Source organism: Rhizobium sp. A22-96 (assembly GCF_053521805.1).
Window position 1 is genome coordinate 172,024 of sequence record NZ_JBNWDQ010000008.1, and the last position, 19,367, is coordinate 191,390.

18 protein-coding genes are annotated in these 19,367 nt (G+C 59.8%); 8 read left to right on the plus strand and 10 right to left on the minus strand.

The window, feature by feature from the left end:
• The first annotated feature begins 129 nt into the window (after positions 1 to 129).
• Entirely contained in the window at positions 130 to 1,023 is an 894-nt protein-coding gene (locus tag ACQZ6F_RS30360) for a glyoxalase (protein ID WP_449094921.1), read from the plus strand.
• 90 nt (positions 1,024 to 1,113) lie between these two features.
• Here ACQZ6F_RS30360 and ACQZ6F_RS30365 read toward each other — a convergent pair whose 3' ends face one another.
• Positions 1,114 to 2,043 (minus strand): MYG1 family protein, encoded by a 930-nt coding sequence (locus ACQZ6F_RS30365; protein WP_449094922.1) that lies wholly within the window; start codon positions 2,041 to 2,043, stop codon positions 1,114 to 1,116.
• A gap of 330 nt (positions 2,044 to 2,373) precedes the next feature.
• Between ACQZ6F_RS30365 and ACQZ6F_RS30370 the strand changes: the two genes are divergently transcribed.
• From ACQZ6F_RS30370 to ACQZ6F_RS30395, 6 genes are all read left to right on the plus strand, one after another.
• Positions 2,374 to 3,492 carry an ABC transporter ATP-binding protein gene (locus ACQZ6F_RS30370; RefSeq protein ID WP_449094923.1) on the plus strand — a complete coding sequence of 373 codons (1,119 nt, stop codon included), beginning with the start codon at positions 2,374 to 2,376 and terminating at the stop codon, positions 3,490 to 3,492.
• Positions 3,493 to 3,542: 50 nt separating this feature from the next.
• Positions 3,543 to 4,676 carry an ABC transporter substrate-binding protein gene (locus ACQZ6F_RS30375; protein WP_077470550.1) on the plus strand — a complete coding sequence of 378 codons (1,134 nt, stop codon included), beginning with the start codon at positions 3,543 to 3,545 and terminating at the stop codon, positions 4,674 to 4,676.
• Positions 4,677 to 4,743: 67 nt separating this feature from the next.
• Positions 4,744 to 5,568: an ABC transporter permease gene (locus ACQZ6F_RS30380; RefSeq protein ID WP_449094924.1), complete on the plus strand. Its 825-nt coding sequence runs from the start codon at positions 4,744 to 4,746 to the stop codon at positions 5,566 to 5,568.
• Positions 5,565 to 6,401 carry an ABC transporter permease gene (locus ACQZ6F_RS30385; RefSeq protein ID WP_449094925.1) on the plus strand — a complete coding sequence of 279 codons (837 nt, stop codon included), beginning with the start codon at positions 5,565 to 5,567 and terminating at the stop codon, positions 6,399 to 6,401. Before ACQZ6F_RS30380 ends, ACQZ6F_RS30385 begins: the two co-directional genes overlap by 4 nt.
• Positions 6,398 to 7,429 (plus strand): LacI family DNA-binding transcriptional regulator, encoded by a 1,032-nt coding sequence (locus tag ACQZ6F_RS30390; protein ID WP_449094926.1) that lies wholly within the window; start codon positions 6,398 to 6,400, stop codon positions 7,427 to 7,429. Before ACQZ6F_RS30385 ends, ACQZ6F_RS30390 begins: the two co-directional genes overlap by 4 nt.
• Before the next feature lie 139 nt (positions 7,430 to 7,568).
• Positions 7,569 to 8,273 (plus strand): hypothetical protein, encoded by a 705-nt coding sequence (locus tag ACQZ6F_RS30395; RefSeq protein WP_449094927.1) that lies wholly within the window; start codon positions 7,569 to 7,571, stop codon positions 8,271 to 8,273.
• 591 nt (positions 8,274 to 8,864) lie between these two features.
• On the opposite strand, the gene ACQZ6F_RS30400 is transcribed toward ACQZ6F_RS30395, so the two are convergent.
• The gene (locus ACQZ6F_RS30400; RefSeq protein ID WP_449094928.1) at positions 8,865 to 9,776 is read right to left on the minus strand and encodes an SDR family NAD(P)-dependent oxidoreductase; all 912 of its coding nucleotides are present in this window, start codon (positions 9,774 to 9,776) and stop codon (positions 8,865 to 8,867) included.
• Between the two features lie 20 nt (positions 9,777 to 9,796).
• Complete coding sequence (locus tag ACQZ6F_RS30405; RefSeq protein WP_449094929.1) at positions 9,797 to 10,576, minus strand: SDR family NAD(P)-dependent oxidoreductase; 780 nt, start codon at positions 10,574 to 10,576, stop codon at positions 9,797 to 9,799.
• Positions 10,577 to 10,714: 138 nt separating this feature from the next.
• On the opposite strand from ACQZ6F_RS30405, the gene ACQZ6F_RS30410 reads away from it, so the two are divergent.
• Positions 10,715 to 11,653, plus strand: coding sequence for an AraC family transcriptional regulator N-terminal domain-containing protein (locus ACQZ6F_RS30410; RefSeq protein ID WP_449094930.1), 939 nt, complete (start codon positions 10,715 to 10,717; stop codon positions 11,651 to 11,653).
• 55 nt (positions 11,654 to 11,708) lie between these two features.
• Here ACQZ6F_RS30410 and ftsZ read toward each other — a convergent pair whose 3' ends face one another.
• From ftsZ to ACQZ6F_RS30445, 7 genes are all read right to left on the minus strand, one after another.
• Positions 11,709 to 12,716, minus strand: a complete 1,008-nt coding sequence (gene ftsZ / locus ACQZ6F_RS30415; protein WP_449094931.1) for a cell division protein FtsZ — start codon at positions 12,714 to 12,716, stop codon at positions 11,709 to 11,711.
• Positions 12,717 to 12,910: 194 nt separating this feature from the next.
• Positions 12,911 to 13,981 carry an ABC transporter ATP-binding protein gene (locus ACQZ6F_RS30420; RefSeq protein ID WP_449094932.1) on the minus strand — a complete coding sequence of 357 codons (1,071 nt, stop codon included), beginning with the start codon at positions 13,979 to 13,981 and terminating at the stop codon, positions 12,911 to 12,913.
• Positions 13,982 to 14,048: 67 nt separating this feature from the next.
• The gene (locus ACQZ6F_RS30425; protein WP_449094933.1) at positions 14,049 to 15,347 is read right to left on the minus strand and encodes a D-tagatose-bisphosphate aldolase, class II, non-catalytic subunit; all 1,299 of its coding nucleotides are present in this window, start codon (positions 15,345 to 15,347) and stop codon (positions 14,049 to 14,051) included.
• Positions 15,344 to 16,297, minus strand: coding sequence for an SIS domain-containing protein (locus tag ACQZ6F_RS30430; RefSeq protein WP_449094934.1), 954 nt, complete (start codon positions 16,295 to 16,297; stop codon positions 15,344 to 15,346). Before ACQZ6F_RS30430 ends, ACQZ6F_RS30425 begins: the two co-directional genes overlap by 4 nt.
• Before the next feature lie 11 nt (positions 16,298 to 16,308).
• Positions 16,309 to 17,142, minus strand: a complete 834-nt coding sequence (locus tag ACQZ6F_RS30435; protein WP_449095064.1) for a carbohydrate ABC transporter permease — start codon at positions 17,140 to 17,142, stop codon at positions 16,309 to 16,311.
• Positions 17,143 to 17,165: 23 nt separating this feature from the next.
• Positions 17,166 to 18,083 (minus strand): carbohydrate ABC transporter permease, encoded by a 918-nt coding sequence (locus ACQZ6F_RS30440; protein WP_449094935.1) that lies wholly within the window; start codon positions 18,081 to 18,083, stop codon positions 17,166 to 17,168.
• Positions 18,080 to 19,336, minus strand: coding sequence for an ABC transporter substrate-binding protein (locus ACQZ6F_RS30445; protein WP_449094936.1), 1,257 nt, complete (start codon positions 19,334 to 19,336; stop codon positions 18,080 to 18,082). Before ACQZ6F_RS30445 ends, ACQZ6F_RS30440 begins: the two co-directional genes overlap by 4 nt.
• Between the last annotated feature and the right edge of the window lie 31 nt (positions 19,337 to 19,367).

Here is a 19,367-nt window from a genome sequence, read left to right on the forward strand (position 1 = left end):
TTAAATCTCGAAATGTAACCGCTTTCCCACAAGCTGAAATATGTCTCTCTCATCGGCGACTTCCCGCTGGTAGCCTCGCGCGATCTCGATCACAATGTTTCAAGGACGATGGGTGCTTAGGACATGCTAATGCGTTACACTTACACAATCGGACTTCTGTCCGCTCTTGCCTTGATGCCGGCTAGTGCGGCACTCGCCCGGACCGCACATCTGCAGGTCGGTGTCGGTTCGCAATATGACACCTCCCATGTCTATGTCGATCCGGACAAGGTGGACAGCTTCGTCAGCAGCTTTCTCGGCACCTTCGGCGGCACCAGCACCAAGCAGGTGGTCGTCATGGTGACGCCGACACCCAGCAGCACGACCTCGCAACTCCTGCAGACACCGGTTGGCAGCGTCTCGCTCTTCGGCTTCAAGACTCCGATCCCCTATCCGTTTGGTGCCGAGCGAACCGGATATCTCGTTACCGATATGGATAAGGCCGTCGCTACCGCACGTGCGGCCGGTGCTTCGGTTGTCGTCGAGCCCTTTCCCGATCCGATCGGGCGAGATGCGGTCATTCAATGGCCGGGCGGCGTCAACATGCAGCTGTACTGGCATACGGCGAAACCCGATTATGCGGCTTTCGATAAAATTCCGGAGAACCGGGTCTATGTGTCGCCGGATGCCGCCGGTAATTTCGTCAAGGCGTTCCTCGCCTTCTCGCAGGGCAAGGTCGTCTCCGACGATAAAAAGGCGGCCGGCGTCGAAATTGGGCGCCCCAACGATACGTTCCGCCGTATCCGCATCGACTCTGTCTTCGGAAAAATCACCGTGCTGGTGACGGACGGCCATTTGCCGTTCCCCTACGGCCATGAAACGACAGGATACGAAGTACCGGATCTCGCAGCAACGCTCGGCAAGGCCAAGGTGAACGGAGCTAAGGTCCTCGTCGACGCCTATAGCTCCGACGATCGTGAGGCTGCGATGGTCGAATTCCCCGGCGGTTATGTTGCCGAGATCCACGCGAACTCGGTGCGGTAACCAAACCGTCGCCAGCCCTTTGCCGCGCCAGACGTCATCTGCAGCCTCATTAAGAGGCTTGCAGCCGCTAAACCCTGCGAGTGAAATTGCTTATTCCGCAGCCTCTCTTGCTTCCCTCACCGCCAGTTCGGCCATGGTGAGCGCTGCCTCACGAGTTTTCGCCGCGGCGATAAACCGGCCATTGTGGCAGAAGGTTGCGCCCTCCACCCCGCAGGCAGCCTCCAGGTCGCCACCGGTCAGGCCGGCCCAGGCGGCGGGCAGATCAGCCCGCAGCTCAAACCCCTCTTCGGCGCGGCGAATGCCGGTTAGGCACCAATCTTTTTCCCGCGGGTGAACGACGAACAGCAGGTGATCGGCACCGGCCTTCATGATGGCGGGACGGAACGGCATTCCCATGGGCAGCTCGAGGACACGCCCCTCGCCCGTTTTCACGATGGCCTGGTGCACAAGCGCCTCGGCACGCAATTTTGCGGCGCTTTGTCCGATCCTCGCCTCGACGAAACGGCGGGCGATGGCCAGCGCGTCGCGGAAGCTGCGATCCTCGGCCTCAGGATCGGTCTCGTCGAAAACAGGCTTTAAGGTTTCAAGCAAGGCGGGCAGCGTCAGCCCGGCCAATGGCCCTGCAACGGCGGGGCTAAGCGCGCCATTGTCGACCAGATCGACGGGCAGCACGAACTTCGTATCGAAAGAAGCGTGTACCAATTCGATATCGCTTGCGGGAAGGCCATAGGCAGCAAGATAATCCCGCCCAAAGTGCTTCCAGATCAATCCGAACGAACTGAAGGGCTGACCGTCGTCGCGGAGCGGCGCTCCACGCTGATGGTGGTCGAAGATACGTTCGGCTGCGTCATATTTTCCGCCGACGTCGTAGATGATGCGGTCTGCACCGGGCGTAATCCATTCCGGCGACCTGCTGCGAACGATGCGAGCCTGCGGGAAAAGCCGGGTCAGGATGACGCTCGACAGCAGTTCATCGGCATGGAAGCCACCGGAATGGGTGACGAGGAAATCTGGATTCATGCCGGAATGCACCTTGTTGTTCGCGGAGAGCCCTCGTGGGGTTGGCACCAGATAGCCGCTGCCGGATGCCAGCTCAACCCACCATTCACTCATTTCGGCGCAATAGACGATTTCTGGTATCAGGCGGGGAGTGCTGTGATCTCGGTATGAGCGGTATGAGGGAGCGCTCTTTGGCCTCACCTCCAGCAGGCATAGGCTTCGAGGAGTAACCGGCCCCGATTTACCGCCGCAGAAGCCTTTACGGCCGACGCCGCCATTTTCCATTCGATGTCATTTGCCTGTTAAGGAGCTCCTATATTGAACCCTCAGAAGGCAATGCACGGCTGTGCAATGGGGGTTTTCTTGGATCAGGGCGCGTTTTTGGAGCTTGACGGTATTGCGAGCAAGTATGGTTCGACGTCCGTCCTGTCGGACATAAACCTGCGTATTGAACGCGGTGAGTTCGTCGCTCTTCTGGGCTCTTCTGGATGCGGAAAGACGACATTGCTGCGGGTACTCGCAGGCTTCGTCAACCCGTCTGCCGGACGTGTGGTTGTGCGTCATCGCGATGTTACCGGCCTTGCACCAGACAAGCGCGGCATGGCGCTGGTTTTCCAGTCCTACGCCTTATGGCCGCATATGACGGTCGATCAGAACATCGGTTATGGGCTGAAGCTCAAGGGCGTGTCGAAAGCCGGGATTGCCGAGAAAGTTGCCGCGATGGAGACCCTTCTGGGTCTTCAGGGCCTGGGAGCGAGGAAGCCGATAGCGCTTTCCGGCGGTCAGCGGCAGCGCGTGGCACTCGGGCGCGCGCTTGCGGTCGATCCGGAAATACTTCTGCTCGACGAGCCGCTCTCCAATCTGGACGCCAGAATTCGTCTGACAGTTCGGCATGAGCTGCGCGTGCTGCAGAAGCGCCTCGGCATCACGGCAATCCACGTCACACATGATCGCGAAGAAGCGATGGTGCTCGCCGACCGGATCATCATTCTCGATGCCGGTCGCATCGCTCAGAACGGCACGCCGGAACAGGTATACAACCAGCCTGGCTCTGCCTTCGTTGCCGCCTTCATGGGTGCGGAGAACTCACTACCGCTTAGTGGTGTGGTGAAGGCGGATACCTTCGTCATCGCCGAGAGCAAGATCAACGAGACGGCTCAGATTCCAATGCTGTGCTCGCCGCTTTCGGATGGAGAGGTAGAAGCGCGCTTCCGCCCTGAGGCAGCGCGCCTATTCTCGATCACGGAAACCTGCCCCGATGACGGTATCCGCTTCAGGGGCACCGTCGCCACCGCGACCTATCCCGGCGGCTACTGGCGCCATTCGGTCCGCGTCGGCGAGCACGAAATTCTGGCAGACGGACATCGCGCTTTCGAACCTGGCGAACAAGTCATCGTGCATGTGGCGCCACAAGCGCTTTTTCTTTTCCCAAGCCGTGATCGGCCAAAGCCGGCCGATCACCAGCAGTAGATGGGAATATCGACCCCCGCAGCCTTAACCTGAACAATGGAGAAGTGTTCATGAAAAGATTGGCTTATGCAGCGTTCGCGCTGGCGCTTGCAAGCATCCCCGTCAAAGCTGAAGAACTGACGGTCGCAACCGCAGGCGACCAGAACATGGTTGATTATATCAACCAGTACCTCGGCCCGTTGTTTGAGAAGACCTACCCCGGCAACACGGTTCGCGCAGTCGGCACTGGCCCTGGCGATGCCGGCTCGCAGAAGATCCTCGAGCGTTTCGATGCTCAGGCAGCCGCCAAAAGCCCTGTCTGGGACGTTGACGTCGCTGTCGTTCATGAGAAGTTCGCCGGCCCGCTTGTCGAAAAGGGCTATCTCGAGAAGTATCGCGGCAGCATCGACACTGGCACGTTCGTCACCCGCGACAACGCCAAGAATGCACTCGGCGCCAATGTCGACGGCTATGTCATGCCGATGTTCAACAGCCAGACGGCAATTGCCTACAACCCGGCAATGGTGCCGAACCCGCCAAAGACCTATTCGGAATTGGCAGACTGGGTAAAGGCGCATCCGAAGCAGTTTGGCTATAACGGCATCAAGGGTGGCGCTTCGGGCGTAAGCTTCGTCATGGGCTGGGTCTACGCCTTCGGTGACGGCGATGCTCAGAACCTCATGGTCGGTCCCTACAAGGAAGAAGAGACCAAGAAGTGGGGCGGCGCCTTCAAGAGCCTCGCGGACTTCACGAAGAATGCGACGCTGACGCCGGGCAACGCCGGAACGCTCGATCTCCTGAGCCGTGGCGAAATCGCCATGGGGCCGGTATGGGTCGACATGTTCTACAGCTGGCAGGCCAGCGGCCAGCTCCCGCCGGATCTGAAACTCTTCCTGCCTTCGCCCGGCATGCCCGGTCAGCCGATGCACTACGTCATCCCGGCAAAGACCGGCCACAAGGAGCTGGCTGAAAAGTTCGTGGCGCTCGCGACGAGCCCGAAGGTCCAGGCCGATGGCATCGTCAAGCGCTTCAATTGGTATCCGGGCATCGATGCGACCCGCGTAAAGGCTGAGCTGGACGAGGCCACCTGGAACAAGCTGTTCGTGGACATCTCGCCGGAAGATCTGGCGACCAAGGGCAAGCCCTTCCCGATCGCCAAGTACAACAACGCCATTCTCGAAGCCTATGAGAACTCGGTGAAGTAACCAACGCCGCAAGGCCGGCTCCCCGCTCAAACGGCGGGGAGCTCCTCACAAGTCAGACGGGCTGCCGATGCGAAACTATATGATTGGATTGCTGCTTGTGCTGCCGGCGCTGACGGTGATCGCGCTTCTCTTCATCTTGCCCATGGTCATGTCCGGCATCGGCGCCTTCCAGCTTGAAGGCGGCAACTATGGTCTTGGCAATTTCCAAAAGGCATTCGATCTCTACGCCAAGGACATTCTGTTCACGGTGGTGATCGTCAGCCTTTCATCGGCATTGGTCGGGATCATTTCGGTTGCCATCGGCGGCTATCTGACGCTTGGCGGCAATCCCTTGGCGATAGCCATCCTGCGCTGGCTCTATCGGTGGCCCCTGTTCATTCCATTCATCGTCGTGGGGCAAATACTTCGGACCTTTTTGTCGAAGAGCGGGTTGATGAACAGCACGGCCGTCAGTCTTGGATTGATCTCGCCGATCGATACAACGAGCCTTCTCGACTGGCGGGGTATCGTCTTCGCATTCGTTTGGAAACAGACGCCCTTCGTCGCCATGCTGGTCGCTGGCGCCATGGCCTCGATCAGTCGCGACAATATTGAGGCGGCGCGCAATCTTGGCGCGGGACGGCTACGTATCCTAGTCGAGATTCTCGTGCCGCAGGTCGCCGTCACGCTGACGGTCGGGCTTGTTCTCTCCTTTGTGACGATGATGTCCGTACTTTCGGTGCCGATGATGATCAATGCCCAGTCGCCGACAATGCTCACGGCTGACATTGCCTTTCGCGTCAATGCCTATGGCGACTATGGCGTCGCCAATGCGCTCGGGATTATTTCGCTGGTGCTCGCATGCTCGGTCGCATGGATTTACCTGCGCCAAAATCTGAAGGCACGCGCATGACCCTCATCAGCCCAAATATCCAGGCTCGACTAAGCCTTCTTTGGTGGGTGCCGCGTGGCATCATCTTCGGTCTGATCGCTTTCCTGATTTTCGGACCGATTGCAAACCTGCTGCTGTGGACGGTGGCGGAGAAGTGGTATTTCCCCCACGCGCTCCCCCTCCAATACGGTTTCAGCTCGTGGGTTCGCGTCTTCGCGCCGCGTGGCGGGGCGACGGAGTCGCTGGTAAATTCGCTCATCGTGGCGGTCCTGACTGTGATCGTTTCCCTGTTGCTGGCAATCCCTGCAGGCTACGCGCTGGCACGCCTGAAGCTGCCGTTGCGGGGGTTGATCCTGCTTGCCTTCCTCATTCCGCAGGCATTTCCCAATCTGACGATCTATGTCAACGTCGCCCGGATTTTCTACGAACTTCGTCTGAACGGGACCATTCCCGGCGTGGTGTTGGTTCATGTCTCCCATGGACTGGTCTACGCCGTCTGGATCGCCACGGCCTCTTTCTCTGCGATCGAGATCGAGCTCGAACAGGCGGCCCGCTCCGTCGGCGCAGGCGCATTGAGGGCATTCTGGGATATCACCCTGCCCCTTGCCGCACCGGGTCTGATGGCCAGCGCCATATTCGTGTTTCTGGAAAGTCTGGACGAGTTTACCGGCAGCTATTTCGTCGGCGCCCCCGACGTCAACATGCTGCCATTGCTCCTCTATACGGCCGCATCAGGCGGGAATTATCAGATCGCGTCGATCACAGCCTTGTTGCTGCTCGTTCCTTCCTTGCTGTTCATGCTGATGGTAGAGAGGTTCCTCAAGTCGGACGTCCTTTCACGAGTGGGTCATTGATATTGGGCAGTAGCGAAAGCGAAGAACGGCAGAGGGAGCGGCGCTTTGTCAGCGCCGAGGACGTGGCCAGACTGGCGGGTGTGTCCCGATCGGCAGTCTCCAGAACCTTCACCCCCGGCGCCAGCGTGGCCCCGTTGACCCGTGACAAGGTTATGCGCGCGGCCGAGCATCTCGGATATCAGGTGAACGACCTGGCGAGAGCGGTGCTCAACAACCACAGCCGGCTGGTCGGGATCGTCGCCACCAATCCGGAACTCGGTTTTCGCGCCCACCTTGCCGCGGCGCTCGCCAAGGCCCTCATCCAGCGAGGCAGCATCCCGATCCTGATCAATACGGGTCAGACGGAAGAAGAGCTGCTCGCGGCACAGAAAACCTTGATCGGCCATCGCGCCGAGGCGACGATCATCCTCTCGGGATCGACGCCGAAGAACTTCGTTGATCTCGCCCATCGCAACGGCCAGTCGATCGTGGCGATCGGCCGGTCCGAGCCGGGAGCAGATCAGGTGCGCGTCGGCAATACGGCTGCGGCGGCCAAGGCAGCGGAGATATTTGTCCGACGCGGTCATCGTCTTCTCGGAATAGCCGGATCGAATTCCGGCACGCCAAGCATCACCGAGCGTGAGGCAGGCTTCGTGCAGGCGGGAAAAGCGCTGGGAGCGACTGTCGTCGTCGCCAAGGGGCAAAATACGGACTACGCGGGCGGACTTGAGGCGGCACGCCAATTGCTGTGCGGCAGCGATCGCCCGGAGGCGGTGTTCTGCGTCAATGACCAGATCGCATTTGGGCTGATGGATTTTGCGCGGAGCGAACTGGGATTGAGCATCCCGAACGATCTGGCGGTGATCGGGTTCGATGATGTCCCCGAAGCCAGTTGGCTGAGCTATCGCCTGACGACCTTTCGCCAGGATCCGGTCTTGATGGCCCGGCAAGCGGTTGATCTCATCGACCGAAGATTTGCCAATCCCGACGCAGCGCCATTTACGGAGAGCGTCGTCCCCGAGTTTGTGACGAGGCTGAGCGCCACGTAATACGCTCCTGTGATTGCAACCGGGCTGATCGAACTCTCATGCGCAAGATCGAACCGGAACTCGCGATTTCAATCCGTCTACAGCTCTGGGCAAGTCGCAACATGTAGGCCTACCCCTGTAAATTGTAGCGGGGGTAGCAATGCAAATCCAATCGGTGTCGACGTCGCCAACGTCGAGCAGCCTGATTTCGGCGAATGATGGCATCAAGAAGCAGCGCCAGGATCCGAGCCAGATACTCCTGAGCTCAAGCTCCGATGCCAGATCCCGAGCTTTGAGCAAGATCGAAGATGCGAAGCAGGAACTTGATTTTCTGAAGCGCTATGGTTTCCCTCCACAAGTCATCGCCAGGATCGCGGGGGAACTCGCGCGTTCGGTGGGCGCCGCTGCGCAACAATTCTCCCAGGCGATCGGAGCTGCCGGCGCGTCTTCCACGGCGCCAAGTGCCCCCGTCGCCGACGCGCTGGCCAGCACAGAAGCAGGCACGGTGGCATCGGACGATACCGAGTCCAACGCCACCAAGGATGCCGGCACGACGAATGACGGTCAGACGAATGACGGCAAGACGGACGACCCCGATGGCGTCGACGCAAAGCAGGCCAAACTCGCCTATCATGCCATGGCCGAGGATGGTGGCACAGGCTCCGGTTTCTCATCCGGCGATCAGAAGATCGTCGACCAGTTCAATGCGATACTGGCGGAGATCAAGGCGCTTCTCGACAAGGCCAAACGCGATATGCAAGCCGACAAACAGGCGGCTTCCCAAACTGCCTCGGCGGGTTCCGGTGACGACACAATGAGGCAGCCACCGGCCGGCAGTGCAGGCTCGACGGCCCTGTTTATCTGATCCAGCCATCTATTGATGGCTTGGCGCATCGTTTCCAGTCCACAACTTGTTGGCATGCCCAACTGGGTGGTTTGCTTCGTGACTTAAACCACCCGTTTGGGTAGCTTAGATATACCTAAAGTAGTGATATAATTCGAGCTACCGGGTTGGATGCCACCCCCGATCCGGCAACTGCAGCGTCCGACGAGGCCGTGCCCCCCCGCTGGTTTCGTCGGACACGCTCCAGATGGTTTCCAACCGATCTGGAAGACTCGGCAGTTGGCTACGGCGCGCTTTCCAAATGTAGATTAAAGCTCACACGACATGTTTACGCTCGCGCGTGCGCCGGTGACTTGACCAGTGCTGCCGTCCGCTTCAATGGCACTATATCACCAGAGGGGTTCTGGTGTGCGCTTTCTCCCCTTCGATGTCTCGCTCCGCCGAACTGGTCAAGCTGCCGGTTGACATGCATCTCCGATTCCAGCTTTACGCGCAGGAAGATCAGTGGGGAGCGGGATACGTTTCTATCATCTGCAGCAAAAGATCGGCTCCCAAGGTTCAGCCAATAAATGCCCGGAATCGGCCATGAGATGACCCTTGCGGCCGTCACCTCTAAGCCGGAATGCTCTCTAGGAAATCACGGGTTTCCGCAACGACGCGATCCTGAAACGCGATGTCCCGCACTTGCACCGATCCCAGCATCGGCTTGCCGACCTCGTCGAAGTAGACGCCGGTCACTTTTCCCGCGTTCAAGAGTACCTTTACGGCCTCGCGGGCTGCCAGCTTCGGAGTGCTCCAGTATTTGATGTGCGGCGCGAGAGGCGAGAGGACGTATTTCATCAGAAGACGCAGGAAGAGGTTGGCATCGCGCCCAAGATCGCTGCCCGGGCTGAAACCAGGCTCAAGGGCGTTGACGTAAAGGTGCGGGTTCTCGCGTGCCAGCGTATAGGCGGTTGCCAGATTGCATTGTTTCGAGGTGGCGTAGGCGTCAGCGCCGAGCATCTTCGATCCATCCGGTTTCCACTCTCCCCGCGCGCTCGCCTCAACGGAAATGTAGCGCCCACCCCGAAAACCCGCCGCCCTGGCGGGCTTTCGCTCGGGATCTTCCACGCCGGACGCGATGAAGACGACGTTCGAGCCGTCGGGCAGATACGGGAGAAGCGCTTCTGTTAGTGCAAATGGGCCAAGATGGTTGGTGGCGAAAGTCGTGTCCCACCCGAGCCTATTCCTCGTCGCCTTTAGCTGCATGATACCTGCATTGTTCAGCAGGCCCTGAATCGGAAGGTTGAGGGCGATAATCTCCTGAACCGCGCGTTTGACGCTGGCAGGTTCCGATAGGTCGCAGACGACGGACGCGGCCTGTTGTCCTCGCTGTTCGATGAGCTTTCTTACCTCGGACAGCTTTGTGGGGTTGCGGCCGACAAGGACGACCACTCCATGCTTGGCAAGTTCAAGCGCGGTATGTCGACCGATGCCCGAAGTCGGCCCGGTAACAATGTGGGCCCTGTCGTTGGGAAAAGTCATGATGTTCTCTTTTCAAGGTGTCAGATATGAACGCCGCCAGCCACTTCGATGCGCTGCGCGTTGACCCAGCCGAACTCTTCGGACAGCAGCCCGGCGATAACCTGGCCGACATCGTCGGGCAGACCGACGCGCCCGAGCGCCGTATGATCGGCGACCATCTGGTTGACCTGCGGATTATCCCGGACGATGCCGCCGCTGAAGTCGGTGGCGATAGCCCCCGGCGCGACGACATTGACGGTGATCCGGCGAGGACCCAATTCGAGCGCCATGTAACGGGTGAGAGCCTCCACGGCGGCTTTCATCGGCCCGTAAATGGCGCGTCCATTCATGGCAAATCGGGCAAGCCCGGATGAGATGTTGACGATCCTGCCGCCGTCATTGATGAGCGGCAGCAATGCCTGGGTGAGCAGGAAGACCCCTTTGAAGTGGACGTTGAACTGCGCGTCGATCTCGGCCTCGGTGCCGTTTGCCAGCGTTGCGGCAGAGGAGGTGCCGGCATTGTTGACGAGATAGTCGAAGCGGTCGGCTTCCATTTTCGCGAGAGCGCTCCGGACGCTCTCGACGAAGCCCGCGAATTCAGCGGCGTTGCCGGCATCGAGCTGCAGGGCGATGGCCGTCGCACCCGCTTCGGCGGCAAGTGCTACGACCCTATCGGCTTCTGCCTGATTTGACTTGTAGGTGAATATCGAACGGGCGCCGCGTTTTGCGAGGTTCAGCACCGTACTGCGACCGATCCCGCGGCTGCCGCCGGTGATGATGGCGATCTTTTGGGTTGATCCTGTTGAATTCTCAGATGTCATGATGGGCTCCTATATCCGGCCAATGGTCGATTATAGGCAGGAGCGGAGCCTCAGTTGAATGCCGAAACCATCCTGTTTCTTGCCTATTCCTGCTGATGGATCTATGGTGCGAGCTTGGCGCGATGAGGATGAAAAAACATGCTCGAAGAATTGGCGGCGGCGATGCTGGATTATACGGATCGTCAGAAAAGCATGAGTCCCTACTTCACGCCGATCGACAGCATGGCCATTCTTCGCTCCGACCATCCGAAGCCACCCGTCCACCGGGTATCGCAGCCGGCCATGTGCATCGTGGCTCAGGGCGCCAAATGGGCGAGCTTCGGCGAGAACAAGCTGGAGTATAAGGCAGGCGAAGCCCTGGTCGTCGGGGTGGAGGCCCCGTCGATCGGACGGGTCACCGAGGCCAGTCCGGATAAACCATGTCTCGTTCTGGCGTTCGAGCTTGACCTTGTTATCATGCGAAGCGTCGCCGAAAGCCTGGATGAGCCCCCTAAGGCAAGCGGAGATACTGGACGCGGCGTATTCGTCACCGACTTTCAAGGCCCGCTCGCCGATTGCGCGCTTCGCCTGGTTCGTTTGCTTGATACGCCAAAGGCAATCCCGACGCTTTACCCGGGGATCATGCGCGAGATCTGCTACTGGCTCCTGACCGGACCTCACGGCGGCGATATCATCCGCATGGCTTTGACGAACAGTCCTTCGCAGAGGGTGCTGGAGGCCATGCGCTGGCTGCGCGAACGTTTTGCGGAACCCGTTCGTATCGACGAGCTGGCGGAAATCGCCCAGATCAGCGTCTCCGCCTTCCATCGCCAGTTCAAGGCACTGACATCCGTCTCGCCATTGCAATACCAAAAGCAGCTTCGGCTTCTGGAGGCGCGCCGCTTGATGGTTTCCCGCGCGGTCAACGTCGAAGCTGCCGCATTCCAGGTCGGCTATGAAAGCCCATCCCAGTTCAGCCGTGAATATGCGCGCATGTTTGGCGAGCCGCCAAAGCGGGACCTGAAGCGCCTGGCGTCAAGGCTCCAGGACGACATCGTCCAAGGGGATCACAAGGCCATGCTTATGGGAGCCGCCTAGGCGAGCGGCCCATCCTAATACCTGCCTGGAGTTGGGCGCCGTTCAGCGCCGCTCTTTAGCGCTGATCCAGTCCGACGCTTCCGAACTGGTTGCCGGCCGCCGCGAAACCATCGAGACCCGTCGCAACGACCGATACCCTGAACACTCCGTCAAGGTTCCGGTCAAAAATCGCTCCGACAACAATATCGGCATCGTCAAGGACTTCATCGCGGATGCGGCTGGCGGCTTCGTCGACCTCGAACAGCGTCATGTCCGTGCCGCCAGAGATGGAGATCAGCACGCCACGCGCGCCCTTCATGCTCATGTCATCCAGCAGAGGATTGGCAACGGCGGCGTCTGCGGCCTTCAATGCACGGCCCGGGCCGCTCGCCTCGCCCGTTCCCATCATGGCCCGGCCCATACCGCGCATGACGGATTTGACGTCGGCGAAATCGAGATTGATGAGGCCTTCCTTGATGATCAGATCGGTAATGCAGCTGACACCGGCATAGAGCACCCGGTCCGCGGTCACGAAGGCATTCGCGAAGGTGGTCGCGGCATCCGCAATGCGAAACAGGTTCTGATTGGGGATGACGATGACGGTGTCGGCACATTCGCGAAGCCGCTCGATACCGGCATCGGCCGTGCGCATGCGCCGGTTACCTTCGAAGGTAAAGGGCTTGGTAACGACGCCGACCGTGAGGATGCCTGCCTGGCGCGCGACCTGAGCGATAACAGGGGCAGCGCCGGTGCCGGTGCCGCCACCCATGCCGGCCGTAATGAAGCACATATGCGTGCCGTGAAGGTGATCCATGATCTCATCGATGGATTCTTCGGCGGCAGCGCGGCCGATATCCGGCAAGGAGCCCGCGCCGAGACCTTCCGTTACCTGTGCACCCAGCTGAATGCGCTTGGCTGCTTTCGATGTCGCGAGCGCCTGCGCGTCCGTGTTGGCGGCGATGAATTCGACGCCCTGGAGCTCCTCGGCAATCATATTGTTGATCGCGTTGCCGCCGCCGCCGCCGACACCTACGACGGAAATCTTCGGTATCACCCCGGAAAGCGGTGCGCGGATGTCGGCCATGAAGGACTCCAATGGATCAATTTCAACGTCGCTCACGATCGCGTGCCACTATGGGCGGAGACCGTAGCGATTCGCGGGAGCATAGAGATCCTACTGAGGAACGTGTGCGCATTACGGCACGAGTTGGCGACTCTCCACAAGATAATGAATTTCGCGGGATAGCGATCCAATTGTCTGTCGAAACTGATCGGATCCTAGGCCGACATCAGCCGCTTTTCCGTTTTCGCATCAAACAGATGCACCTTGCCGAGGTCCGGAGCGACGACGATCCTATCGCCGGCGCGCAGATCCAGCCGCTCCCTCACCGTCGCAATGAGATGGTCCGAGCCGAGCTTGGCGGTTACCTGGGTTTCAGCGCCAGTGGGTTCGATGAGCACGACTTCGGCCGTAACAGGGCCGTGCCCGATCGTCAGATGTTCCGGTCTGATCCCGTAAATGATTTCCGCTCCCGGCTCCAGCGCTGCCCCATCGGGCAAGGGCAGCTGCCCTCCCCCGTCTGCAATGAAGGTGGGTGCGCCGGCAGTGCTGACTTTCCCGCGAATGAGGTTCATTCCCGGCGAGCCGATGAAACCGGCGACGAAGAGATTTGCCGGGTGGTCGTAGAGATCCAGGGGTGAGCCGATCTGCTCCACATATCCGTCGCGCATCACCACGATCCGGTCGGCCATGGTCATGGCTTCGATCTGGTCATGCGTGACATAGACGATTGTTGTCTTCAGCCGCTGGTGCAACTGCTTGATCTCGGAGCGCATCTGAACGCGCAGCTTCGCATCCAGGTTCGACAATGGCTCGTCAAACAGGAAGACCTGCGGCTGCCGCACGATTGCCCGGCCCATGGCCACGCGCTGACGCTGGCCGCCGGAGAGGTTTCTCGGATATCTGTCGAGCAGGTGTTCAAGCCCGAGAATTTGGGCGGCCTCCAGCACTCGCTGTCTGGTCTGCTCTTTCGGTGCTTTCGCCAGCCGCAGCGAAAATCCCATATTCGCTTCGACGGTCAAATGCGGGTAAAGCGCGTAGGACTGAAAGACCATGGCGATATCGCGCTCCTTCGGCGCGACATTGTTCACGACCTTGCTGCCGATCGAGATCCTGCCGTCGGAAATCTCCTCGAGCCCGGCGATCATGCGCAAAAGGGTCGATTTTCCGCAGCCGGAAGGACCGACAAGGATGACGAATTCGCCGTCCTGGATATCGATATTAACCCCGTGCAGAACTTCGAAGTGACCGTAGCTCTTGCGGGCATTCGCCACGTTTACTGACGCCATAACTCTCTCCGGCTGGAATTCTTAAGGTTCGGTCTGCGGCCGATCGCTGAAGATGGCCGTACTTTTGTTATCGGGCTGCCGTGGCAGCGGAATAAGGCGCCAGCGCCGCGTCGATCGCAGCAAGGCAGAGTTCTCTCGCCCGTGGGACGATCCGCTTCGACACGACATCGGGATAGAGCCTGGCCAGATATTGGCTGATCAGGGTCTCAGGGATATCCCCGCGCAGCCGATCGAACACTGCATCGACGGCAGCGGATGCGCGCGCGTCTGGCCAATAATAGCGAATGCGGTCGCTGTAGCTGAAATGCCTCTGCAACCGCTGTTCTTGGGCGCTACCGGTGTAATGGCCGGCCCAATGTGTGGGTTGATCGAGCATGATTGCTTCCATGGTCGCGGCCAGACCGGTGTGCTGTGGCTTTCCGGCTATCACATCCGCGATTGCATCGAGACCGTAGAGCGCTTCCCGCAGGGCAAAGGTCAGACCGGGTCCCACCTTCAGAATGGCAAAGCCACCGTCGACAAGAGCGGACAGGGCTTCCTCTGGCTGGTAGTCTGTGGAATGCGCCTCGAAAAGCAGCCCAGGCATGTCGTCCAGGGCAGAAATGAGGTTCCGGGCTCGCTCAGCTCTGTAGAGTGCGACATTCGCGTTGCCGAACTCCACACCCGGCTGGACCACGATGCCGATGACGCGCTCCATTGCCGCTGCGACGCCTGCCGCGGCGAAAGAAGAACGATGAACCGCCAGCGTTTTCAAAGCTGCGTCAGCCCGTGTGATCTCGATCTCTTCGAGTGCACGCGTCGCTCCACCGGGCGGCGGCACTTCGGTTCCGATGACGTAAACTGGCGGGCGGAAATCGGAACGCTTCGCCGCGTCTTCTGCGACTTTGGCGAGGCGCGCGGCCCGGGCCGCGGTCAACTCGTCAGCAAGCGCAACAGGCTCGCCGGCGCAGCCCATCGAGGTGTCGAGATGGAGCTTCTCGAAACCCGCCTCGACATAGGCTGCGACCATGGCCTCTGCCCGCGTCATCGCTTCTTCGGCAGGCAGCTTTCTCCATGGATTGGGGCCGAGATGATCGCCCCCGAGAATGATGCGCTCGGCGGGATAGCCGACCTCTGCGGCGATCCTTTCGATGAACCGACGAAAGTCCGCCGGCCTCATCCCGGTATAGCCACCCTCCTGGTTGACCTGATTGCAGGTGGCTTCGATGAGCACCGCCCGGCCCTCTGCAGCTGCACGGCGAAGCGCCGCCTCGATGACGAGCGGGTGAGCCGAGCAGACGGAGGTGATGCCGCGCGGCAGGGGCAGATTTCTTGCTCTGAAGAGCTTTCGAAGCGCGATCTGACGGTTCTCTTCGATCGACGTCATGCGAGTTTCACAACCTTGGTCAGGTGGCGCGGGGAAACGGTATCGATCTGATGGGCCTGGGCAACGCGTTCGCCAAGGATCTGCAACGCCGGGAGGACGACGAGACCGGCAAGCGAAAGATCGACATCCGTGGCGAGTTCCAGATCTCCCGGGCCACCAATTCCGATGACAACCGCGCCCTTTTCCCGCAACTCGTCCACCAGTTTGATCTCGGCCTCTTTCTGATCCGAGGTGTAGAGCACCACTGCGGCAGTCTTTCCGTCGACCAGGCTGATGGGCCCGTGGCGATATTCGAGCGGGTGGAAGGCCTGCGTCATCACCTGGCTCATTTCCATGAGCTTGAGCGCGCCTTCCAAGGCAATGCCGAACAGCGGGCCACCACCCAGAAATACGAAATGCGAGCGGCCGGCGATAATTTGGGGAAGTGCAGCATCGAGGTCGTCGGCAAGCTGGCGGGCGGAGCTGACAGCCGATAGCGGGATTTCCTGCCCGATCATCTGCAAGCCGAGAAGCACCATAAGGCTCGCCGACACCGTCATGACGATGCCTTCTTCCGGGTGAGTCGCGGCGGCGATCATCCGATCGCAGTTTTTCGCGAGCGAGCTTTCCGGTTCAACCGTTATGGCCGTTACGAAGGCTCCGGCGGCGCGGCTTGCCTTGGCCGCGGCGACAGTCTCGGTCGTTTCGCCGCTGCGCGAGAGCGCGACCACATGGGTCTTTCGCCATTTGGGCCAGAAGGCCGACGGCCGGTTCTGCCATTCTGCGCCAGGCACTGCGATTGCCTTGTATCCGGCCATGTTCGCATAGGCGGCCAGCGAGAGCGCAAGATTGAAAGATGTGCCGCAGCCGACAAAGACGAGCAATTCGGCGCTATCGATGGCTGAATTCGAGCCAATGGCCTTTTCCCAATAGGGATATTGCTCGAAAATAACCTTTTCGGTCGTGTTCATGGGGTCTCCGATTATTTGACCGAACCAGCCAGCAGACCGCTGACGAGGTATCGGTTGAGGAAAATGACGACCAAGGCGGGAATGACGATTGCGATCGAGCCGCTTGCCGTGATCAGGCCATAGTCGATGAAATTCTTGGTGACGAATTCAGGGATCAGAACCGTCAGGGGTTTCGTCGCCTGCGGCGAGAAGATGAGCGGAACGAGATATTGTCCCCAGGCACCCAGGAAGGTCAGGATCGCGGCTGCCGTCAGCCCGGGTCCGGCGAGTGGCAGCACGATATTGAAGAAGATGTAGAGCTTGCCCGCGCCATCGAGCTGCGCAGCCTCCTCCAGAGCGATTGGAAGGGCTTCGAAGACGCTTCTAAGCAGCCACAGCGACAGCGGCAGATAGGCCGAAACATAGATCAGCGCGACGCCGACATAGGTATCGACCAGATGCAGCTTGATCATGATCTGGTAGAGCGGGATCAATACGGCATAGGCCGGGATCGCCAGCGTCGCCACGACGGCGACGAAGAGTGTCTTCCGGCCAGGAAATTGAAGCCGCGTAAATGCATAGGCACCGAGCGCGGAGACCGCGACGCAAAGCAGCGTCGCCGCTACCGAGGTAACCACGCTGTTGATCAGGGCTGCCTGAAATTGCTTGAACACTTCCACGCCGCCAATCCGGGCGATGTCGATGCCAAGCAGTCGGGAATAATGATCCAGCGTGAAGTGCTTCGGGAAGAAGTTGATCGGCCGCGTAGAGAAATCGTCGGTGGGTGTGACCGAGCTTGCGATGGTCCAGTAGATCGGCCCCAGGGACCAGATCAACAGGACGGCAACGCCGGTCCAAACCATGATTCTGTATGGAATGGTGGTCTTCATCAGTCGAACCGTGTGTTGCGATAAACGCGAAGGACATAGACGAGCGAGATCAGCAGAGACACGAGCGTGATGACCACCGAGAGCGCCATGCCATAGGAAAAACGCAGGTTCTGGAAGGTCTCGAGGTAGATCTGCACCAGCACGGGCCGCGTCTCCAGGCTTGCACCTGCAAGGACCCAGGCTTCGTCGAAGAGATTGAAGGCATTCACGGTCGCATTCGTCATGGCGACTGCGATGGCGCTTCGAACGAGCGGAAGGGTGACCAATCCGAACATCTGAAAGCGCGTGGCTCCGTCGATGCGGGCGGCCTCATAGAGATGCGCCGGAATGCTCTGCATCGCCGCCAGAACGATGACGATCGTCAACGGCATCATCCGCCAAACATGAACAACGGTGACGGCTATGATCGCGCTGGTTCGATCGTTGAACCAGACGTGGTTTTCGAAGGGCAGCCCGAGTGCCGAGAGAATGCCGTTCAAAAGCCCGGCGCCTGGCTGATAGATCCAGAGCCAGATCACCGAATTGACGACGCCGGGAAGAGCCCAGGGCAGGATTACTGCCGCAAGCACCCATTGCCGCCCGACCTTGATCTGGTTGATGAGCGCAGCCGCAAGGACGCCGAAGATGGTCTCAGCGGCCACGGCCAGAACGACGTAGACGAGCGTGTTGACCCATGTCGTCGCAAGCTGGCCGTCGGTCAGCATCCGGCCGTAGTTTTCCAGGCCGACAAATGGAGTGCCCGCCTGCATGGGATTGACCCTGTGCAAGCTGTCCCAAAGAGTTCGACCCATTGGATAGAAGACCAGGGCGGCCATGGTGATGACGATGGGCGACACCAGCAGCAGGCCCAGTGTGGTGTCGGCGCTGACGCCGACCCCACGCTTGCTCGTAACACCTTCTGACGTAACGGCTGTCATTGCGACATTGCCTGCTTGGCAGCATCAGCGATAGCCTGCATCGCCTGGTCGACGGTCATCTGGCCCTTGGCGGCGCTATTGATCGCCGTGTTCACGCCGCTGGAGAATTGCGGATACCAAGGCGGAGTGCCCTGCGGGAACAGCGGTTCGACCGTCTTGGACTGCGCGACGAGGGCATCGCCGCTGATCAGCTTTCCGGCCTGGTTCAGTTCGGATAGCGCCGAGGTGCGTGTCGGCAAGAAGCCGTTGGCGGCGTTCTTTTTCTGGAAATCCTTGCTTGTGAACCACTTCACGAAGGCGATCGCCGCCTCCTTGTTGGGGGAAACATTTGGAATGGCAAGGGCTTCCGGCAGGCCGAAGCTGCGTGTTTGGCCGCTCGCCGTCGGCACGAGGATGGCTTCGACCTGGCCGGCGACCTTCGACTGCTTGGGATCGTTCATCTGGCTGAGGCGCCCCGGCTCGCCCGAGATCATGATGCTGGCGATGCCCTGCGCAAGCATGCTCTCATTGATCTGGCTGTCCTTCAGGCCGGTCGAGGCCGGATCGACGAGGCCTTCCTTGAGCAGCATCAGCTCGAAAGCGAGCGCCTTGTAACCCGCTGAATCCGGTGAGGTGAAAAGCGGATTGAAGTCCTTGTCGAAGAGCTCACCGCCGAAGGCCTTGGTCAGTAGGTACCAGCTCGTCGACGCACCTTCCGTGGCCGAAACCGGCAGGCCGATCGGATATTGGGTAATGCCCTTTTCCTTGATCTTCTTGGCGGCGGCGACCAGCGCATCCAGCGTCTTCGGCATCTCGGTGATGCCTGCATCCGCAAAATGCTTCTTGTTGACCAGCATGACGCGGAAATCGTTACTGTAGGGAACGCCGAGCAGCTTGCCGTCAACCGTGAAGATATTCGAAACGCCGATATCCTTGACGGTGTCTGCATCGATTACATCGTTTAGCGGCAGATACCAGCCGGCCGCGCTGAACTGGCCGGTCCACGACCAATCGAACTCGGTGACGTCGGCCGGTGCGGTTCCGGCTACGAGGGCGGTGATCAGTTTGGGGCGGATATCGTCCCAGGATAGCGTCTGCAGGTCGACGTGAATGCCGGTTTCGGCTTCAAAATCGGCTGCGATATTTGCGCCTTGCGGCGACGGCATCAGTACGGTGATCGATTGGCCGGCGAGCGGCTTGGCGTTCTGAGCGAGAGCGGGCATGGCGATCGCCAAGGCCGCTGAAGCGAGTAGAGGCAAGATGAATTTATGCATGTTCCCATCCTTGATTGTTCTTGAGCTCAAT